Origin of the sequence: Flavobacterium sp. xlx-214 (genome assembly GCF_013874595.1) — a bacterium.
Lineage (GTDB): Bacteria > Bacteroidota > Bacteroidia > Flavobacteriales > Flavobacteriaceae > Flavobacterium.
The window spans coordinates 907,297-926,250 of sequence record NZ_CP059431.1; the positions used below are offsets into that span (position 1 = coordinate 907,297).

The window sequence follows — 18,954 nt, forward strand, 5'->3', positions numbered from 1 at the left end:
AGCATGAAACAGTTCATTTTACTAGTAATTGTTTGTTTTTCGTTCACTTTACATGCACAAAAACGTGTGGAATACGATTTATATGTACGTGATACCATTGTTAATTTTTCTGGAAAAGACAAAAGAGCCATTTCGGTAAATGGTCAAATTCCGATGCCGACTTTAGAGTTTACCGAAGGCGATACGGCTGTCATTCGTGTGCATAATGAGCTGAAAGAAGATACGTCTTTACATTGGCACGGCGTGTGGTTGCCAAATAAGGAAGATGGTGTGCCGATGTTAACGCAAATGGGAATTAAACCAGGTGAAACATATACCTATACATTCCCCATAATTCAAAACGGAACGCATTGGTATCACAGTCATTCGGGTTATCAAGAGCAAATTGGAATGTATGGTTCGATGATTTTGAAGAAACGCGAAAATGATTTAACGTTTCGAAAAGGAATTGATGATTTACCTACAATTCCTGTGATGTTGAGCGAATGGACCGATTTAAAGCCAGAAAATATTCAGCGAATGTTGCACAATGCAAACGATTGGTCGGGAATCAAAAAAGGTTCCACACAAAGTTATGCAGAAGCAATTCGCGAAGGTCATTTTAAAACTAAGCTTACCAACGAATGGAAGCGAATGTTGGCAATGGACGTGAGCGATGTTTATTACGAAAAATTCTTGATAAATGCACAGAATGAAAGTCAACTAAAACAATTCAGAGCGGGCGATAAAGTACGTTTACGAATTTCGAATGGTGGCGCATCCACTTATTTTTGGTTGCGTTATACAGGTGGTAAAATCACGGTTGTAGCAAATGATGGAAATGATGTAGAACCTATTGATGTAGATCGTTTGATTATTGGCGTTTCTGAAACCTATGATGTTGTAGTTACAGTTCCCGAAGGTGGTTTATCGTACGAATTTCAAGCAACTTCAGAGGATAGAACAGGTTCGGCTTCGTTGTTTATTGGCGAAGGAAAGAAACAATTGATGGAACCACTTCCAAAATTGAAGTATTTTGAAGGAATGAAGATGATGAACGATATGATGAATATGGATGGAACAATGAATGATATGGGCATGAAAATGAGCTTGCAGCAAATGGACATGAATACTGTAATGTATCCTGAAATTTCTGGTGAAGCGAAAAAGAAATCAAAGAAAGATTCTGCTGAAAATCATCAAGAAATGGGTGAAATGGATCATTCTTCGCATGGAAATTCATCATCAACTATCACAACATTGAATTACGGAATGCTAAAATCACCTGAAAACACAACACTCCCAAAAGATGCTCCTGTAAAAGAAATGCGTTTTGAATTAACAGGAAATATGAGTCGTTATGTGTGGAGTATGGATAACAAAGTGTTTTCGGAAACGGATAAAATTCCTGTCAAAAAAGGAGAGATTTTACGTATTACTTTATACAACAATTCGATGATGCGTCATCCGATGCATTTACATGGTTTCGATTTTCGTGTGATTAATAAAAATGGTGAATATTCTCCGCTGAAAAATGTGTTGGATATTATGCCAATGGAAACAAATGTCATCGAATTTGAGGCAAATACAGAAGGTGATTGGTTTTTCCATTGTCATATTTTGTATCACATGATGGGCGGAATGAACCGTGTTTTTGCGGTTGGAGATTATCAAAATCCTAATTTACCAAATAAAAAACATGCCTATAAAATGTTGCAAATGGAAAGTAATATGAAGCATGTAATGGCAGAAAATGATTTCGCAACAAATGGTTTAGATGGTATGTTGATGGTACAAGATGCACGTTGGGCGTTAACATCTGAATGGAGCATTGGCTACAAACCTCATCATGGTTATGAAGTTGAAACACATTTAGGAAGATATATCGATCGAAATCAATGGTTGCAAGTTTTTGTAGGATTTGATTGGAATCAACACAAAATGTTAGCAGAACACGGAAATGTAGAGAAGAATATTTTTGGTCAAAAAACCGATCGAAACAAAGGATTATTCAGTGCAGGTTTTGTTTACAAATTACCAATGTTGATTGATTTTCAGACCGAAATTTATCATACAGGAAAAGTGCGTTTACAATTGATGAGAGAAGATATTCCGATCTCAAAACGTGTACGAGCTGGCGTTATGTGGAATACTGATAAAGAATACATGGGAGAATTGAGTTACATCTTGAACAAAAACATGCACATCAGAACACATTACGATAGCGATATGGGCTTTGGTGTTGGAATGAAATTGGTTTATTAAAATAAATTTTAATTGTTTTTTAATCACTTTCAAAATACATTTTCTGAACTTTGTATTTAGTACATAAAACTTAAAAAAATGACTTCATTAAAAGGAAAAAAGGCCATCATTACAGGTGGTGGTCGTGGGTTAGGTAAGGCTGTAGCTTTACAATTGGCTCAAGAAGGCGTTCATATTGGCATTACAGGAAGAAACGAAGAACATCTTAAAAACACCGTAGAAGAGCTTCAAAAATTAGGCGTAGAGGCTACTTACAGCATTTTTGATGTTGCAATAGAAGCCGAAGTTCAAAAAGGCATCAATGAGTTGGCTAAAACACTAGGTGGTATTGATATTTTAGTGAACAATGCAGGTATAGGCTGGTTTGGAAAACTGGAAGATATGAGCAGCAGTAATTGGCAGCAAGTAATGCAAACCAATCTTTTTGGTGTGTATTACACGGCTATGGCGGCGTATCCGTTTATGAAAGAAACGGGTGGCGATGTGGTAAATGTTGCGTCTACAGCGGGTTTAAAAGGTGGCGCTAACATGTCAGCTTATGCGGCTTCTAAAGCGGCTGTAATTTCTTTATCACAATCTATGATGGCTGAATGGCGCAAAAGTAACATTCGTGTTTTTACCTTAACACCAAGTACTATTGCTACTGATATGAGTATCGATGGTGGTTTAACGGATGGTAATCCTGAAAAAGTGTTGCAACCAGAAGATTTTGCAGAGTGGGTTAGAGATATTTTAAAAATGAAAAACAGAGCCCTTATTGCAAATGGATCGATTTTTTCAACCAATCCATAACAAAAAACTCCTTCAAATTGAAGGAGTTTTTACTTATAACTGAAATACACTATCGCTTAACGCTGTATTTAGTTTTTTGTTTTTTAATTTAATAACCGAATAGTCGTTTGAACTTTCTACAATTTTAATCTCAGAAACGGTGCCTTCGTTGTTTTTAAACGTTAAAGTAACTTCTTTAATATGTTTGCTCATATCTTTACTTTTAGGCTTTAAAACGGCAAATCTGGTAGTTCCATTTTTAAAATACGTAATATCAAAAGAAGTTTCATCAAACAAATTACCCGTATAACTTCCCATCATTAACTGTTGTAGTTGTTTAAAACGTTTATTTTTGTTTAAATCAATAGTACTTATTTTACCTTTTTCGCTTTTAATCTTTAAATTCTGCTTATTAAACAACATCGCGCTTTTTTTAGGTGCGTTGTACTGCCAAAGTAATTTTTCGCCTTTAAAACGAAAAATACCTGTAGATGTAGAAGCATTTTTTAATACACTTACATGTTTTGTTTCTTCAAAATCAGCTGTAATTGAGGTTGTTTTTCCTGCTTCACTCTGTACTTCTTTCTTAAAAGCAGCAGCTTCTGTTGTTGTCATTTTTGTTTGTGCTATGGCAAATGAACTTACCAAACATATTAAACCTAATACAATATTTTTCATTTTAATGATATGCTTTTATATTTAATAATTGTGCAATTGTTACCGATTGCATTTTTTGCTTTTTCATTACTTGCAACAATTGTTCCAATGTGTTACAGGTTTTTAAAGAGGTATCGTGCAATAATACAATGGATCCTTTTTCTAAACGAGAGGTGATTCTTTTAAGAATTTTATTTTCCGATGCAATAACCGTATCTAAAGAACGTATATTCCACCCTACCACTTCTACCCTACTTTCACTACACGCTTTTGCTATATTTGGATTAGTGACTCCGAATGGTGGACGAAATAATCGAACATTATATTGCGTAACCCTTTCAATGATTTTTTGAGTGGTTTGAATTTCTTTTACAACATCTCTTTTTGATAAAAAACCCATTTTTGAAGTATGTGTCCAGGTATGATTTGCAATCACATGTCCTTCGTCTACAATTCTTTTAGCTAATTCAGGATACTTTTGTACTTGCTTACCAATGCAAAAAAAAGTGGCTTTTTGTTGGTAAACTTCTAATAAATCTAAAACTGTTTCTGTAAAAGGCGTTGGACCATCATCAAATGTTAATGCAATGTGGTTTTGACTGACTTTTTTGTTAGATGAAAATGCTTTTACAAAATAATTCGATCGAATATCAAAGCAGCCCCAAGCAGTTATCGAAATCCAAATAATAAGAATATAAATTAAGTAAACCCACGATATTTCTTGAGCAAAACTAAGCCCAAGAGCGCCTAAAAGTAAGGCTCCAAAAAACCATTTTATGTAAATGTGTTTTAGCATTTTTGCAGTAATACAAAACTATAATCGGTTAATTGATCTTGATTAATAATCAAAACTTGATTTATTTTTTCAGGTTTTATTTGGTTGTATTGAATGCTTTTAGGATAAGTACCTTTTTGAATAATCTTAGAACCTAAATGTAAAGCAAAAGCACTAGCTGTGTCATATGTACCCGAAATATGTTGGTAATACGCTTGTGCGTTATTAGCAAATAAAGCGCTTATTTTATCATAAAAACGTTGCTGATTTACATCGGCATTTACGCCTAAAACCACTACATCAATATCTGCTATTGAAGTATTATTTTTTGCCAAAAAATCAATTATTGTTGCTTCTTCGCTTTTATTAAAAGCATTAAAAAGCATTATATCTTTTATTTCGGCATACGAATTATTTGTTTTTTTACTCGAAATTGCGAAAAATTGGGCTCCTTCAGCAAAAGCAACTCCTGTTGTAGTAGGTTGCATAAAATCAATAACATCCCCTTCCCTTTTCACTTTTCCTGATAATTCATACATCGAAAAAGTATATGATGCAATTTCATCAACACCGCCAACCAAAATGTTTTCTTTATTAAAATGCTTTAACTGCATAAATGCATCAAACAAAGCATTCTCAAACGAATTTCCTCCGTTTACATACGTAAAATTATAAGCCTTGCATTGTAAATTCAAAGCAATTTGCGCCGCTACGGTATTATGCGTTGACTGTATAAAAGCGGTTGGCGTTAAAAACTGCTCATCGTTTACTACAATGGCATCTAAAAACTTTTCAGAATCTTCAATACATCCTAATCCTGTGCCTACAATAATAGCATGCGGATCAACCATTTTAGCTTCATGCATGGCTTCATTAGCCGCATAAATACTCATTTTTACACCTTTTGCCATTCTACGACTCATTGCTGGTGCAATTAAATCTTTGTACGAAGGTTGTTGCGCCTTGTTCAGGATTTGTACTGGTTGAATTTCCGATTGAAACAAATCAAAATCAATTGTTTGAATGGTTACCGAACCGATACCGTTTATGTAACAGTTTTTCATGATTTTGAGAAGATTAAAGTGGAACAATTACCGCCAAAACCAAACGAGTTAGAAAGTACATAGTTTAGTTCTGTTGAAACAACTTCGGTTTCTGGAATCAACTGAAACTCTTCCATTGGTGTTTTAAAATTCAGATTCGGAAAAATGGTGTTGTTTTGTAATGCCAAAATACTGTAAACAGCTTCAATTGCTGCTGCTGCTGCTAATGTATGCCCAGTAAAAGCTTTTGTAGAGCTAAATTTAGGCACTTTATTAAAAACACGAAGCAAGGCACGCCCTTCTGATAAATCGTTGTTTGGCGTTGCTGTACCATGCGCGTTTACATAACTGATTTTTTCTGGTGAAATGTTTGCCTTAGCAAAAGCTTGTTGCATAGCAAGGTATGCTCCTTCTCCATTTTCAGACGATGCTGTTTGATGATAAGCATCATTAGCATTGCCATATCCAACTACATACCCTAAAACATTTTTGTTGTGTTGTTTTACCACCTCATCCGATTCTAAAACCAAATAGGCAGCGGCTTCGCCTAAATTCAATCCTTTACGGTTTTGATCAAATGGTGTGTTGTAGGTATCCGATAAAATCATTAAGGTTTTAAAACCGTTTATGGTAAACTTGCTTAAAGCATCGGTACCACCAACTACTACCCTATCTAAATAACCATTTTCAATCATACTTGCGCCTAACATAATGGCATTGGCTGCCGATGAACAAGCGGTTGAAATGGTAGAAACAAAACCTTTTAAACCTAAATATTCTGCAATTTTATTTGATGAATCGCCTGCGTTATGACTGTTGATGTACTTTATGTATTCCGGATGATTTTCGTACTGTTTGTAATGCTTTTCGGTAAAATCCATCCCTCCTACACTTGTTGAAGAAATTAATCCAGAACGTACATCGTTTATGTTGGTAATATTCGCGTTTTCAATAGCTTGCTTTGCAGCATAAGCTCCTAATAAACCTGTCCTTGTAAAAGTATTGTCTTCTGGTAAATTTAAAATTTGTTGCAATTGCTGGTTGGTTATTTTAATTTCACCAACTTTGATATCGTTTGAATGACGCGTTTCAATCCACTCTATTGTTGAAATACCACTTTTCTTTGATATTAAAGATTGAAAATTTTCTTCAACAGTTGTTCCTATCGAAGAAATAATTCCCATACCTGTTATTGCAACTTTATTTTGCATTATAGTTTTGTTCTGTTTTCGGCTATGTACTGAGCCATTGTATTAATTGATTGAAATATCTCTTTTCCTTGTTTTGGGTCTGATAATTTAATTCCGTATTCTTTATCTAACAATACAATTAACTCTAACGCATCAATAGAATCTAATCCTAAACCATCGCCAAAAAGGGCATCTGTATCCTGAATATCAGCTGGTGTAATATCTTCTAAATTCAAAACGTTTACAATACGCTCTTTTAATTCTTGTTTTAAAGCTTCCATCTCTTAATTATTTTGTTATATTTTTTATATTATTTGTATTATGATCTAAATCTCCATTTAATGTAACCAAATAGAAATTTGCTTTATAAGTTCCGTTTAAATAATGAACCCAACCACAAAGTACCTTTTTAGCTTTGTTTGCTTTTAGCAAATATTCGGCATACGTATACATATATTCTGTAGGAAACGTTTCAGCAATAAAAAAACAGCTTTCGCTTTTTAATTGATGTTTAATACTTACTTCGCCTATAGCAATATTGGGCAATGTGTACACAAAAACTGCCGGACTAGGAAAATACGTTGCACTGCTTTGTATGCTTTGCTGATGTTTTATATCGGTTTCTAAACTGCCTTCGTTATTACTAAAAAGCAACGCTACGTCTTTTTCTGTTTCGTTCTTTAATAACAATTCAGAAGCCATATAAGCCAATTTGCATAAATCATCCATTTTATAAAACTTAGGATAATTACCATCAAAGGTTTTATAAGCTTCTTTTATAAAATTTGAAAACGATGCATTTTGTAACGAAAAAACCTCTTTTCCGTTTTCAAAGATAAAACCATTTTCAATATGTATGTAATTACTAATAAAATACATATACTAATTTTTTACTAAAACCATTGCCGAATTACTTCCGCCAAAGCCTGATGCTGTTTTTAAAGCGATTTTAAGCGGTTTTTTTTCGATTTCGGTAATGATGTTTATTTTTTCGGTTGTTCCTTGGTTTTGATATCCAAAAGAAGGAATTAACACATTGTTTTTTAAACTTTCGATGGTGATAACGGTTTCTAACAAACCCGATGCGCCCAAAGTATGTCCAAAATAGCCTTTTAAACTATTTACAGGAACCTTTTGCAATTGTGTACGGTTAAAAGCAATTGCTTCCATTTCATCGTTAAATAGGGTAGCGGTGCCGTGTGCAGAGATATAATCAATGTTTTCAGATGAAACCTCAGCTTCGGCCATTGCTTTTTCAATACTTAAAACCAATCCTTCGCCTGTACGTGAGGGTCCCGAAATATGATTGGCATCGTTTATATTGGCATCTCCAGCCATTAAAATAGCATTTTCTCTTTTATCTTTCGATACAAAAACAGCTACAGCAGCTTCTCCTAAATTAACGCCTTTTCTATCGGCATCATACGGTTTACAAGGTTCGTTGCTCATTGCTTGAAACGATTGAAAACCAGACAGTACGAAACTTGTCAATTCATCAACAGCTACTACATAAGCATCCGAAAATTGTTCCATTTGAATAAATCGTTTGGCAACAGAAAGTGCCATAACTCCCGATACACAAGCATTTGAAATAACAATAGGTTCTGTTTTAAAACCAAAATAAGACGCTACATTGGCAACGGTTTGGGTAATAAAAGCCTCTTGCAATTGATTATGCGCCAATGCTTGAATATTACCTTTAGTGGTTGATAAAATTAAAGCCGTATTGGGTGTAATATTATTTTTTTGAACAATAGGAAATAGGGCAGCAATAAGCAGTTTTTCAATGCGTGAGCCATTAAATTGAGGATCAATCAATAAAAAATGTTCGTTAAAACGTTCCTCTTTGATTTTTGCAGCAAACACAGTTCCTATTTCTTGATTGACAAATAGTTCTGAAATACCCGATTTTCCTGATACCAAAGCATCAAAATTATCTTTTGTAGAAAAGCCCAACGGACTAATAATATGTGAATCGTGAATATAAACGTTCATTACAACAAACCTACTTTACGTTTCCATTCTTCAAAAAAGGCAGGCATCGTAATAATTAAATTTCCTTTTAAATCGGTGAAAACCTGAGTGGTTTCGCCTGTACAAACCAATTCATTTGATTGATTGTAAATTTCAAACTTAAAAATCAACTTGGCAGCAGGTGAATCAATATAAGTGGTTACAATATATGCATCGTCTGCATAACGCAAAGGTTTTTTATGTTCGCTTTGTGTTTTTATAATGGGTGTTGCAAAACCATGGTCTTGAACATCTTTATACGAAATACCAAAATGGCGACCAAAAGCTTCGCGACCGTCTTCAAAATAATCAATATAGTTGCCGTGCCAAACAATGCCTAAAGCATCGGTTTGATTAAATTTTACTTTAAAATGTTCGGTGTGTTGTAACATTTTAGCTGTATTAAACGGTTCTCTTATTTTTGTCATATAGCAACGCAATGGTAATAATTACAAAGAAAAACAAAGTTAGCAATATCATTTCAGGAATGATATCAATAAACGAACCATTTCTTAACATAATATCATAATAACCATTCAATGCCCAGTTCATAGGTGACGTTTTAGAGGCAATTTGCATGGTTTCAGACATAGCAAAAACAGGTATCCAAACACCACCAATAGCTGCTAAAATAACAACAAATGTAGCGCCAAATGGGGCAGACTGTTCTTGCGTTTTACAAACAATTCCTAATAAAATACCTAAACTTATGGCAGCTAAACCTGCTGTTAACGTAAGTGCTGACATTAAAAAAAGTTTGTTTGCTGATAAATGCAATTGCGGCAAATGCATCAACGGAAAAACAAATTTAGCAATAAGTAATATAGTATAAAACTGCAATAAACATATGATTAAATACGTTATAATTTTACCTAAATACAAAATACTGTTAGAAGTAGGGCTGCTAATTAAACGCAAATACGTGCCTTGACTTTTTTCTTTTACAATATTGATGGATAAAGGCACAATAATGAAAAATATGGCAAAAAGTGTCCAAGCAGGTACGTTATGTTGTACCGAATTGGGCAACACGTCTTTATTTTTTTCTTGAGGAACTATTTCTTTAAAACTAATAAACGGTTCGCTAAACGAAGTAGTACTGCTACCGCCCAATTGTGTTTCAAATGTTTTATAAATGGCGTTGTTTTCTAACTGGGCAATCATTTTATCAATGCTGCTTTTTACACCATTTTTAAAAGCCGCTTGCGTAGCAGGATCAAAGTACATACGAATTTCCTTGTTTTGTACTTCAATGGGTTCGTAAGATGTGGTACTCATACCCATTTCGTCTAAAATACCGTCTACATTCTGACGTACTTTTACATTTAAATCGTTAGTTAAATTTTTAGGAATGATGATCGCCATTTGATAGTTTCCTTTAAAAACTTCTTGTTTAGCAATTTCTTCGGTTACGGTTTTGTTCGAAATCTTTGAAATAAGCTGAAAACTTTCCGAATTTTCAATTTCTTTCTTCACCTTAAACGAAATACTATCCAAATCGTTATCAACCCATAAAACAGGTATTTTTGATGCACTGATGCTTTGGTAAGTACTGTCTTGTATAGAGGTTACCACAATAACCAAAATAATAGGCATTACAAACAAGGTTATTAATCCGCCAATATCGCGAAACAATAACTTTAATTCTTTTACTATGCATTCCCACAATTTAAACCACATCGCGTAATTTTTTACCAGTTAATGCAATAAACACTTCTTCTAAACTGTGGGCGTTAGGTACGCTTTCTATCAGTTCTTTTGGTGTTCCTTGAACAAAAACGCTACCTTGATCTATAATAGCAATATCGGTACAAAAATCTTGCGCTTCTGCCATTAAATGCGATGTATACACAATGGTAGTTCCTTTTTTGTTTAATTGTTTTAGATAATCGATAATGGTTGCACGCGATTGCACATCAACACCCACAGTAGGCTCATCTAAAAACAAAACAGTAGGTTCGTGCAAAATTCCTGCAATTAGGTTTACGCGGCGTTTCATTCCACCAGAAAAAGTATGGACTTTTTTGTGCATAAAATTTTCTAACCCTAAATGTGTAAGAAAATGCGTTATTTTTTCTTTTAAATCTGCTTTAGAAACATTGTACAAACTGCCAAAATACATCAAATTTTCATAAGCCGTTAGGGTAGGGTACAAGGCATATTCTTGTGGAACTATACCAATTTTACTTTTTAAAACAGCAGAATTATCTTTTGATGAAATACCATCAATTTCAAAACTTCCTAAAGTAGGCTTAATAATGCCACACAAAATAGAAATTAACGTTGTTTTTCCAGCGCCATTAGGTCCTAATAACCCAAAAATAGATTGCTTAGGAATTTCTAAGTTTATATGTGATAACGATAAAAAATCGGAACCTTTGTATTGTTTAGATATATCTTGTATGTTGATGATGGCTGACATTATACGGCTTTTTTCAATTTTTTAAAGAACGCTTCTTCTTTATCAGCAATTTCTAATAACGTTTGCGATAATACTTGATACACATTCTCTGTATTGCTGCGTTTTTTTACCACTCGTGATGCTTCTAAAGCAAAATCGCGCCAATTATCGCCAATAGCAGCCATTTCTTTTGATAAAGCAATTAATTCATCGTTTTTTAAATAAACACCGGCTTCTTGTAAAAAAGCAGCATAAATAAAGCGAAAACCACCGCCACCAGTACCAATTTCTTCTTGCATACGCACCAAATTGGCTAAATTATAATTGGCTTTGGCAACGCCTAATTTTTTATGCCATTTAACAATTGCTTTAGCCACCATTCGCATTCCTTTTACACCAACAATAGGCACAGGAGCCAACATATCGTTACACGTTTTTTTAATGGCTTGTTTAATAGAATTTGTTAAATCAATTTGATCAGGAATAACAATAGGGTAGTACAAATGCCCTTTAGGAGCTAATGCCCCTTTAGCAAATCGAACTTTTTCTAATTCATCCTCAGTAAGCGAAACGGTATAATCTAACACAGGATCGCTAATTAAATAGTTGTTGCCTTCTTTTCCAAACACCACAATATTATGTGCGTTGAAGTGAAAACGATATTCATCGGGAAAATAGGGTAGGTTGTACACGCCAACCACACAACCTGTAGGTATGTTTTGTGCTAAATTTTCATCTAATTTTTGCTGTGCTTTTTTAGGATCAGAAAATTTAAAACGTTTTATTTTAATGCCTAATCGTTTAGCCATACGGTTAAAAATAACACCCGGCAAAGGGCGATACGATATAGCAGGCGCATGATTTACCTTAATAAAAGGCAAATACACAAAAAACAAACCAGAACCCAGCCCAAAAGCCATAGGTTCGCTAATAGTATATCCTTTGTTACTTAATAAATTTACTATGGCTCCGTTTTCACAATGAGCCGTTTGTATATGTTGAAAATTTGATTGCATTTTATCCTTTAAAATTCTGTAATTCGGCTACGGTAATGCCAAATGTTTTTGCGTATTTTGCTAATACTTTTGCAGATAATGATTGAAATACCGAAGGTTTTGAATGACGTTTTACCAAAAACGTCCATTTACCCATATAAGCAGCTAATGTTTGCCAATCCATACGGTTTAATTCCATAAAATAGACGATAGGACTTACTTTACCCGCTTTTACATCGTTTAATGCTTGTTGAATTCGTTGATCTAAAACATCTAAATTTTCGTACTGAACAATAGATTTTGCTTCCCAGCCCGTACTTTGAACCGAAACAAATTTTCCATCATCATCTAAAGCATACACTAATTCGTTGCTTTTGATATTTTTTAAAGGACTATCATCTTGTGGAACTTCGCTCTTCTTCATTTTATTTTTTTTGTAAAAATAAATTCATTTCTCCTTCTAAAAATACAATTTCTGTACCAAAAATAGTTACTTTAAGGGTACAAATTGTGTAATCGGGCATTTGCACTTGCGTAAGTAATTGTGCTTTAGTTTGAATAACCGAATTAACTTTTGGCAATTGATGCACCGTTATTTTTTTTATAGAACTAATAAAACCTATAACATTAGGGTTGTTTTGCGACTCACAAGTTGGTTCTGCATCAAAATAATACTGACCCGAAATAGCCGAACACGTTTGGGCTGCATTTTCAATTAAACCGGTTTCAGACAAATAATCGTTTTGAACAAAAATACAAGAATGAGTAATAGCAAAGTGCGTTAAAGCTTCTTCAGAACAAATACGCTCTATAGCATCAACCATTAGCATTGGTTTTAAATGCGGCAGGTATTTTTTAATTTCTATAGGCGCGTTATTTGTTTCCATTACTTTGCAATTACCGTTTTCATTTGTCCTTCTGCTATGATTTCTCCATTAATTGTTGATTCGATATTTACCAACGTTACACCCGAAAATTCGTGTAAAATAACGGCTTTGGTTTGCACTTTTTCATCTACCAAAGGTAATCTATGAATGCTTAAATTGGTAATGCTTCCAATATAACCCGTTGGTGCTTCTTGTTTTTTTATAAAATAACCAAAACCTGTGTGCAATGCCACTGTTTGCGCCATATGCTCTATTAAACCAGGTTCTTGTAACTTATTATCTTTAACAAAAAAGCCAGAAGTGTTAGCAGTTAACCCAGCAACCACCTCAGTATCTGTATAAGAAAGTAAGGCATCAACCATTACAACGGGGTCGCGCTGTGGAATACAGTGTAAAAGGATCTCTTTATTGGTAATTGGAAATTCAAAAATCATATTAAACTACTTTTAAAAAGGCATACGCATATGAAAAACGACCACTTTCTGGCACTGATAACATAATGGTATCGCCCGATTTTAATGTTTTTGAATGAAACAACTCCTCTAACATTAAATAGATAGATGCGGCGCCTACATTACCTACTTTTGGTAAATTGATAAACCATTTTTCCTTGGCAATTTCTAATCCCGCTTCTTTAAACTCGTTGTATAACTTATCTTTAAAATAAACCGATGAAATATGGGGTAAAAAATAAGTGATATCAGTAGGAGTAATGTGATGCTTTTTCATAGCATCGCCCATACTTTGAACGCCTTTTTTAAGGATGAATTCATCCAATATTTTAACATCTTGCTTTAAAGAAAAAATCGATTCATTTTGCCAATCATTCGCTTGGTATTCACTCCAACCTTTTACAGATCCGTCTGCTTGTTTTTCTCCGCCCGCATACATACACGTTTCCAATTCGTAAGCATAAGAATAATTTTGCATCCACAAAATTTCTAATGACAAACCGCCTTTTGCTTCATTTTCTAACAACATAGCTCCGGCACCATCTGACAACATCCAACGTAAAAAATCTTTCTTAAAAGCTAAAATAGGTTGCTCTTCTAAAGCTTCTAAATTAGCAACTTCAGCTTCAAATTTATTCGCCATCATCCACGTTGAAACACGCTCAGAACCTGTACAAACAGCATTTTTAGCATCACCCGATTTTACTGAAAGATACCCATATTTTAAAGCATTCATACCCGAACAACATACGCCTGAAGCTGAATTTAAATCAACCGATTTATTTTGCAATAAACCGTGTACCATAGCAGCGTGTGAAGGCAATAATAAATCGGGAGTAGAAGTTCCGCACGATAAAACTTCGATATCTTGTAATGAAAAATCGTTTGAAACTAATTTTTTAACAACTTCTGCCGTTAAATCAGCGTTGTTATGTGTAACATTTTGTTGTTTATCTAAGGCGTAATAACGTGTTTGAATGCCATTATTGCGTAAAATTAATCGACGTGATTTAGATGGCTTATGATTGATTTCTCCTAAAAACTGCTCCATTTCGTCGTTTGAAACAGGATCATTAGGTAAAAATTTTTCTACTTTGTTGATGAAAACTCTTGCTGACATTATAAAACTCCTTGAAAGTATTTTTTCTCTTTCCGAATGCTAAAATAACGAATTGGAAATAAAATTAGTTCAATTAAATGAACAATTGGCGATAAAATCCAAATGGCACAAAAAAGATACCCTTTAAAAAACTTTAAAAGTAATTCTCGCTTATTTGGATTTTTAAGAATTAAACTGCTCCAAATTGTAAACATTTTATTGGCTTTTTTATCCATTGATACTAAAAACCAACGGTATTCTACCGCATTGCTTTCTACTAATTTTTCTTGTAGTTGGGTAAAATTACCTTTCAATAAAAAAGGCAAAATAATATTACCAAATTTAGATGATTCTTGTATTTCTTGTTGTGAAACTCCTGGCAAAGGTAAAAAACCATACGTTTTACGTTTTACGCCCGAAAACATCCAATCAACAACGGTAATTACACTTATTAAGTTAATGTTTCTATCGGTTAACGCAATGTTTCCAACTAAGTTAGCATTTACATTTTTCAAAAGTTTTTTTACTTTTTCTTGTGCAAATGCCCACATATTACGGCTTCCGCTAATGGTGATTACTGGTGTATTTTGTAATAATTGTTGTGCAAAACTGCTTTTTAAAAATGAATTTATAGGGATAGACGGCGTTAAATACCACACTTGATAATGTAGTAAAACCAAATCGTATTTTGCATTCAAAATTTCATCCTTTGGAGGAATTATTTTAGAAGGAATTTGCTTGAAAGTTTCAGGAAAAGCTCCAAAAAAAGAAGCATTATCCCAAGGAAAAGGAAATTTTTCCTCTGTTTCAATATTGTAATAAGTAATATTCGCTTTTTCTTTAAGAGGCAAACTAATATTTTCTGCAATTTCTTTTAACTGCCCCGATTGCGAATAATAAATAACTAAAACATTTTTCATAAGTAATTGGCTTTGTGTTTTGTTACTTAGAGAAGTTCTCAACAAATTTGAACTGATAAACCTTTATATTTTTTAAACTGATCATTTAATTCTTCCAAAAATCGAAATAATTAAACCATTGATATGGGTATTTTTTTACCATTTGCGTAACACTTTGCGTGTAAGCATCTAAAACAGCTTGCGTATCGCGGTGTTTAAAATCGGGTGCACGGCGCGTGTATAAATGGTAATGCAAATTAGGTTCTTTCATAACGTAAACAAAAGCAACGGGCGCTTTTAAACGCGATGCCAACATAAAAGTACCTGCCGGAAAAAGGGCTTCGGCACCTAATAAATGGGCTTGCATTGTTTTTGCATTTCCAAAATAACGATCGCCAGTAAAGCAAATCAAATGATTTTTAGCCAAGGCATTGTTTATTTCAAAAATATGCGACATATCTTCCTGTACATAAATGAATTGCACGTTGGGTTTATCATCAGTAATGCTTTCTAAATAATCCTTAATGACCGAATGTTCTTGATCTACTGTTACAATATGAATTTGCGATTTTAAATCTATTTCTGCGAAAAATTTCTCTGCAATTTCAAAATTTCCGATGTGTGCACTTATTAAAATACCACCTTTTTCTTCGGATAATAATTGTTTTAAAATATCAACTCCATCAAAATCAAAAGTAAATTTAGAGCGTAATCCAGCAGAAATAGCAACTTTATCAATTAAAACTTGACCAAAAACAAAATAACTTTTATAAACTGCAAAAACCGATTTTAAGTACGAAAACTGCAAACGTTTATGAAAGTAATAAAACATAGCCTTAAACGAAGTAGGGTAGGCTACAAAATAGTAAAAAGCTACGAATACCAAAACACTATATGCTGCGCGTATTCCTAGCTTTTTTATACAGTAAACAAATATTTTATATCCTAAAATGGTTCCTTTAGATTTACCACTCCATTGGTTCATTTTTAAGCGTTTTTAGCACTGATTTTAGTATCGATGATATTGTAAAAATCTTGAAAAGTAACCATACCAACAAAATCGGCTTCTACTAATTTTACTCCAAAATTTGATTCGATAATCACCACCAAATCAACATAATCCAAACTATCTAAATCTAATGTTTGCTTTAAATTTTTATCTGCTTCAATAACATCTTGGTCAACTTCAAATTCTTCAACAAGAATTTCGTTCACTTTTTCGATGATTTCGTTCATTTCCATTTTGCCCTATTTATACTTTTTAACAATTACAGCCGAATTGGTTCCACCAAATCCGAAAGAATTCGACAAATATACATCAAAATCTTTATTTATTGTTTTTGTAGCAATATTCAGCTTGCTTGAATGTTCATCAGGTGTTTCAAAATTGATATTTGGCGCAATAAATCCTTCATTCATCATAATAGTTGAATAAATAATTTCACTTGCACCCGCCATCCAACATTCATGCCCGGTCATTGATTTTGTAGAAGAAACGTAAGGCTTTGTAGCCCCAAAAACTTCATCAATAGCTTGTGCTTCATTGGCATCGCCCACAGGTGTTGAAGTTGCATGTGCGTTGATGTATTGAATATCTGCTGCATTTAAACCCGCTTGTTGCAAAGCTTTGCGCATAGCCGATGCAGGACCGTCAACATTTGGCGTAGAAATATGTCCGCCGTTTGATGAAAAACCATAACCAACCACTTCTGCAATGATGTTTGCACCACGCGCTAAGGCGCTTTCTAAACTTTCTAGAATAACGGTAGCACCACCGCCACTTGGCACTAAACCATCGCGTTGCGCATCAAATGGGCGACAAGCTTTTATAGGATCGTTTTCGCGAGGTGAAAAAACACCTAAACCATCAAAACTTGCCATTCCGTATTTGTTTATTTCTTGCGCACCACCACAAATAACAATGTCTTGCAAGCCGTTTTTAATCATCATATAACCTAAACCAATAGCGTGTGATCCGCTGGCACAAGCTGCACTAATGGTCATATTGATACCAGTAATATTAAAAATGGTAGATAAATTCATAGTTACTGTAGAATTCATCGACTTAAAAATAGCACCCGAACCAATTAAAGCGGTATCTTTTTTTTCGCGAACAATATCAGTAGCTTCAATAATGGCTTTAGAAACACTATCGTTTCCGTAAATTAAACCAATTTCGCGTTTGTTAAAATCGTCTAGTTCAATACCAGCGTTTTGCAAAGCTTCCATAGTAGCTACATACGCATATTCGGTTTCTTCACCAATGGTAATACGTTGTCTGCGATTTAAATAAGGTTTTAAATCGGGCGTTGGAACTTTACCTGTTAATGCCGACTGAAAACCGTATTCTTTGCGTTCTTCATCGAACACAATACCCGATTTTCCTTGGTATAACGATTGTTTTACTTCTTCTAAATTGGTACCAATACACGAATAAATTCCCATACCGGTTATCACCACTCTGTTATTCATATTCTTTTAGAATCTTGTACAATTTTACGTTCAGATTTAATCTTTTTTACTTTTATTATCAATTTATACACTAAAAAGACAATAAAAATAATATTTATTACGTGCCAAAAATGCAAACTTATGTAAGTTACTTTTTGCCAAAAGGTCATACTCTCTAAACTGAAATAAGCACCTTTACTTTCGTCATAAAAATCATCATAATCCATTAACATCAATCCCAAAAAAATATATACAAATAGGTCGATAATTATTATTCCAAAACCTATTATGATGTTTTTTAAAGAGAAAATATGCTTCATTCTTACAATTAAAAATGAATTATGAATAAATTCCTCCGTTAATATTTATAATTTCTCCTGTGATGTATCCCGATTTTTTTGAAGCCAAGAACGTAACTAAATCTGCTACTTCATCTGCCTCTCCAAAACGGTTTGCAGGAATCATTTTTACTAATTCTTTTTCATCTAAATCGGCAGTCATATCGGTTTTAATAAAACCTGGAGCAACCGCATTTACTGTAATTTTGCGCTTTGCAACTTCTTGTGCCAACGCTTTTGTAGCCGCTACAATAGCACCTTTTGCTGCTGAATAATTGGTTTGACCAGGCGTACCTTTTACACCCGAAACCGAAACCATATTAATGATACGCCCGTATTTGTTACGCAACATTTCTTGAATAAAAAAGTTTGTTACGTTGTAAAATCCGTTTAAACTGGTATCAATTACGCTTTTCCAATCGTTGGGTTGCATCCACATAAACAAACCATCGCGTGTAATACCCGCATTATTCACAATTACTTCCATAACTGCGCCTTCATTGGCTTGTTTCCAATTATTTAAAGCTGTTTGTGTTTCTTCAAAACTTGCGACATTAAAAGGAATAATTTCGGCAGAACCTCCTTCAGCTTCAATCATTTTCATGGTTTCTAAAGCTGCAGCTTCATTCGATTGATAATTAATCAATACATGGTACTGCAAATCTTTTGCCAATTTTAAAGCAATGGCTTTTCCAATGCCTCGAGATCCTCCGGTAACTAAAGCGTATTTCTTATCCAT

General features: G+C 33.9%; 22 protein-coding genes. 2 read left to right on the forward strand and 20 right to left on the reverse strand.

The annotated features are described in order from the left end of the window. The first annotated feature begins 3 nt into the window (after nucleotides 1–3). Both H1R17_RS04220 and H1R17_RS04225 read left to right on the forward strand, forming a co-directional pair. Complete coding sequence (locus tag H1R17_RS04220; RefSeq protein WP_163431499.1) at nucleotides 4–2,244, forward strand: multicopper oxidase domain-containing protein; 2,241 nt, start codon at nucleotides 4–6, stop codon at nucleotides 2,242–2,244. Nucleotides 2,245–2,322: 78 nt separating this feature from the next. After that, complete coding sequence (locus H1R17_RS04225) at nucleotides 2,323–3,036, forward strand: 3-ketoacyl-ACP reductase (RefSeq protein ID WP_163431500.1); 714 nt, start codon at nucleotides 2,323–2,325, stop codon at nucleotides 3,034–3,036. Nucleotides 3,037–3,069: 33 nt separating this feature from the next. On the opposite strand, the gene H1R17_RS04230 is transcribed toward H1R17_RS04225, so the two are convergent. The 20 genes from H1R17_RS04230 to fabG form a co-directional block, all read right to left on the reverse strand. Next, nucleotides 3,070–3,693 carry an outer membrane lipoprotein carrier protein LolA gene (locus tag H1R17_RS04230; protein ID WP_163431501.1) on the reverse strand — a complete coding sequence of 208 codons (624 nt, stop codon included), beginning with the start codon at nucleotides 3,691–3,693 and terminating at the stop codon, nucleotides 3,070–3,072. A gap of 1 nt (nucleotide 3,694) precedes the next feature. Continuing rightward, nucleotides 3,695–4,468 carry a polysaccharide deacetylase family protein gene (locus H1R17_RS04235; RefSeq protein WP_163431502.1) on the reverse strand — a complete coding sequence of 258 codons (774 nt, stop codon included), beginning with the start codon at nucleotides 4,466–4,468 and terminating at the stop codon, nucleotides 3,695–3,697. Next, complete coding sequence (locus tag H1R17_RS04240) at nucleotides 4,462–5,511, reverse strand: beta-ketoacyl synthase chain length factor (RefSeq protein ID WP_163431503.1); 1,050 nt, start codon at nucleotides 5,509–5,511, stop codon at nucleotides 4,462–4,464. The genes H1R17_RS04235 and H1R17_RS04240 overlap by 7 nt, the downstream gene beginning before the upstream one ends. Further along, entirely contained in the window at nucleotides 5,508–6,701 is a 1,194-nt protein-coding gene (locus H1R17_RS04245) for a beta-ketoacyl synthase (protein WP_163431504.1), read from the reverse strand. The genes H1R17_RS04240 and H1R17_RS04245 overlap by 4 nt, the downstream gene beginning before the upstream one ends. Then, nucleotides 6,701–6,961 carry a phosphopantetheine-binding protein gene (locus tag H1R17_RS04250; RefSeq protein ID WP_163431505.1) on the reverse strand — a complete coding sequence of 87 codons (261 nt, stop codon included), beginning with the start codon at nucleotides 6,959–6,961 and terminating at the stop codon, nucleotides 6,701–6,703. Before H1R17_RS04250 ends, H1R17_RS04245 begins: the two co-directional genes overlap by 1 nt. A 7-nt stretch (nucleotides 6,962–6,968) precedes the next feature. Further along, on the reverse strand, nucleotides 6,969–7,559 hold the full coding sequence (locus H1R17_RS04255; protein WP_163431506.1) for a 3-oxoacyl-ACP synthase: 591 nt from the start codon (nucleotides 7,557–7,559) through the stop codon (nucleotides 6,969–6,971). Nucleotides 7,560–7,562: 3 nt separating this feature from the next. Beyond that, complete coding sequence (locus H1R17_RS04260; protein WP_163431507.1) at nucleotides 7,563–8,675, reverse strand: beta-ketoacyl synthase N-terminal-like domain-containing protein; 1,113 nt, start codon at nucleotides 8,673–8,675, stop codon at nucleotides 7,563–7,565. Continuing rightward, nucleotides 8,675–9,121, reverse strand: coding sequence for a thioesterase family protein (locus H1R17_RS04265; protein ID WP_163431508.1), 447 nt, complete (start codon nucleotides 9,119–9,121; stop codon nucleotides 8,675–8,677). Before H1R17_RS04265 ends, H1R17_RS04260 begins: the two co-directional genes overlap by 1 nt. Then, complete coding sequence (locus tag H1R17_RS04270; protein WP_163431509.1) at nucleotides 9,096–10,373, reverse strand: ABC transporter permease; 1,278 nt, start codon at nucleotides 10,371–10,373, stop codon at nucleotides 9,096–9,098. The genes H1R17_RS04265 and H1R17_RS04270 overlap by 26 nt, the downstream gene beginning before the upstream one ends. Next, nucleotides 10,363–11,115 (reverse strand): ABC transporter ATP-binding protein, encoded by a 753-nt coding sequence (locus H1R17_RS04275; RefSeq protein ID WP_181729251.1) that lies wholly within the window; start codon nucleotides 11,113–11,115, stop codon nucleotides 10,363–10,365. The genes H1R17_RS04270 and H1R17_RS04275 overlap by 11 nt, the downstream gene beginning before the upstream one ends. Beyond that, the gene (locus H1R17_RS04280; RefSeq protein ID WP_163431510.1) at nucleotides 11,115–12,110 is read right to left on the reverse strand and encodes a BtrH N-terminal domain-containing protein; all 996 of its coding nucleotides are present in this window, start codon (nucleotides 12,108–12,110) and stop codon (nucleotides 11,115–11,117) included. The genes H1R17_RS04275 and H1R17_RS04280 overlap by 1 nt, the downstream gene beginning before the upstream one ends. A gap of 1 nt (nucleotide 12,111) precedes the next feature. Next, nucleotides 12,112–12,513, reverse strand: coding sequence for a hypothetical protein (locus H1R17_RS04285; RefSeq protein WP_163431511.1), 402 nt, complete (start codon nucleotides 12,511–12,513; stop codon nucleotides 12,112–12,114). Between the two features lies 1 nt (nucleotide 12,514). Continuing rightward, entirely contained in the window at nucleotides 12,515–12,976 is a 462-nt protein-coding gene (locus H1R17_RS04290) for an ABC transporter permease (RefSeq protein ID WP_163431512.1), read from the reverse strand. Continuing rightward, nucleotides 12,976–13,410, reverse strand: a complete 435-nt coding sequence (locus H1R17_RS04295; protein WP_163431513.1) for a hypothetical protein — start codon at nucleotides 13,408–13,410, stop codon at nucleotides 12,976–12,978. The genes H1R17_RS04290 and H1R17_RS04295 overlap by 1 nt, the downstream gene beginning before the upstream one ends. 1 nt (nucleotide 13,411) lies before the next feature. After that, nucleotides 13,412–14,548 (reverse strand): beta-ketoacyl-ACP synthase III, encoded by a 1,137-nt coding sequence (locus tag H1R17_RS04300; protein WP_163431514.1) that lies wholly within the window; start codon nucleotides 14,546–14,548, stop codon nucleotides 13,412–13,414. Continuing rightward, nucleotides 14,548–15,447 (reverse strand): dialkylrecorsinol condensing enzyme DarA, encoded by a 900-nt coding sequence (locus H1R17_RS04305; RefSeq protein ID WP_163431515.1) that lies wholly within the window; start codon nucleotides 15,445–15,447, stop codon nucleotides 14,548–14,550. The genes H1R17_RS04300 and H1R17_RS04305 overlap by 1 nt, the downstream gene beginning before the upstream one ends. Before the next feature lie 85 nt (nucleotides 15,448–15,532). Beyond that, on the reverse strand, nucleotides 15,533–16,411 hold the full coding sequence (locus H1R17_RS04310; protein WP_163431516.1) for a lipid A biosynthesis acyltransferase: 879 nt from the start codon (nucleotides 16,409–16,411) through the stop codon (nucleotides 15,533–15,535). 2 nt (nucleotides 16,412–16,413) lie between these two features. Further along, complete coding sequence (locus H1R17_RS04315; RefSeq protein WP_163431517.1) at nucleotides 16,414–16,668, reverse strand: acyl carrier protein; 255 nt, start codon at nucleotides 16,666–16,668, stop codon at nucleotides 16,414–16,416. A 6-nt stretch (nucleotides 16,669–16,674) separates the two neighbouring features. After that, nucleotides 16,675–17,898: a beta-ketoacyl synthase gene (locus tag H1R17_RS04320; protein ID WP_163431518.1), complete on the reverse strand. Its 1,224-nt coding sequence runs from the start codon at nucleotides 17,896–17,898 to the stop codon at nucleotides 16,675–16,677. Nucleotides 17,899–18,216: 318 nt separating this feature from the next. Next, complete coding sequence (gene fabG / locus H1R17_RS04325; RefSeq protein ID WP_163431519.1) at nucleotides 18,217–18,954, reverse strand: 3-oxoacyl-ACP reductase FabG; 738 nt, start codon at nucleotides 18,952–18,954, stop codon at nucleotides 18,217–18,219.

Coding starts and splice junctions, on each gene's coding strand:
- H1R17_RS04305 (WP_163431515.1), bottom strand. CDS start 15,447: ATGAAAAATGTTTTAGTTATTTATTATTCGCAATCGGGGCAGTTAAAA.
- H1R17_RS04300 (WP_163431514.1), bottom strand. CDS start 14,548: ATGTCAGCAAGAGTTTTCATCAACAAAGTAGAAAAATTTTTACCTAAT.
- H1R17_RS04225 (WP_163431500.1), top strand. CDS start 2,323: ATGACTTCATTAAAAGGAAAAAAGGCCATCATTACAGGTGGTGGTCGT.
- H1R17_RS04295 (WP_163431513.1), bottom strand. CDS start 13,410: ATGATTTTTGAATTTCCAATTACCAATAAAGAGATCCTTTTACACTGT.
- H1R17_RS04245 (WP_163431504.1), bottom strand. CDS start 6,701: ATGCAAAATAAAGTTGCAATAACAGGTATGGGAATTATTTCTTCGATA.
- H1R17_RS04265 (WP_163431508.1), bottom strand. CDS start 9,121: ATGACAAAAATAAGAGAACCGTTTAATACAGCTAAAATGTTACAACAC.
- H1R17_RS04250 (WP_163431505.1), bottom strand. CDS start 6,961: ATGGAAGCTTTAAAACAAGAATTAAAAGAGCGTATTGTAAACGTTTTG.
- H1R17_RS04290 (WP_163431512.1), bottom strand. CDS start 12,976: ATGGAAACAAATAACGCGCCTATAGAAATTAAAAAATACCTGCCGCAT.
- H1R17_RS04275 (WP_181729251.1), bottom strand. CDS start 11,115: ATGTCAGCCATCATCAACATACAAGATATATCTAAACAATACAAAGGT.
- H1R17_RS04255 (WP_163431506.1), bottom strand. CDS start 7,559: ATGTATTTTATTAGTAATTACATACATATTGAAAATGGTTTTATCTTT.
- H1R17_RS04260 (WP_163431507.1), bottom strand. CDS start 8,675: ATGAACGTTTATATTCACGATTCACATATTATTAGTCCGTTGGGCTTT.
- H1R17_RS04235 (WP_163431502.1), bottom strand. CDS start 4,468: ATGCTAAAACACATTTACATAAAATGGTTTTTTGGAGCCTTACTTTTA.
- H1R17_RS04220 (WP_163431499.1), top strand. CDS start 4: ATGAAACAGTTCATTTTACTAGTAATTGTTTGTTTTTCGTTCACTTTA.
- H1R17_RS04280 (WP_163431510.1), bottom strand. CDS start 12,110: ATGCAATCAAATTTTCAACATATACAAACGGCTCATTGTGAAAACGGA.
- H1R17_RS04320 (WP_163431518.1), bottom strand. CDS start 17,898: ATGAATAACAGAGTGGTGATAACCGGTATGGGAATTTATTCGTGTATT.
- H1R17_RS04240 (WP_163431503.1), bottom strand. CDS start 5,511: ATGAAAAACTGTTACATAAACGGTATCGGTTCGGTAACCATTCAAACA.
- H1R17_RS04285 (WP_163431511.1), bottom strand. CDS start 12,513: ATGAAGAAGAGCGAAGTTCCACAAGATGATAGTCCTTTAAAAAATATC.
- H1R17_RS04270 (WP_163431509.1), bottom strand. CDS start 10,373: ATGTGGTTTAAATTGTGGGAATGCATAGTAAAAGAATTAAAGTTATTG.
- H1R17_RS04230 (WP_163431501.1), bottom strand. CDS start 3,693: ATGAAAAATATTGTATTAGGTTTAATATGTTTGGTAAGTTCATTTGCC.
- fabG (WP_163431519.1), bottom strand. CDS start 18,954: ATGGATAAGAAATACGCTTTAGTTACCGGAGGATCTCGAGGCATTGGA.
- H1R17_RS04310 (WP_163431516.1), bottom strand. CDS start 16,411: ATGAACCAATGGAGTGGTAAATCTAAAGGAACCATTTTAGGATATAAA.
- H1R17_RS04315 (WP_163431517.1), bottom strand. CDS start 16,668: ATGGAAATGAACGAAATCATCGAAAAAGTGAACGAAATTCTTGTTGAA.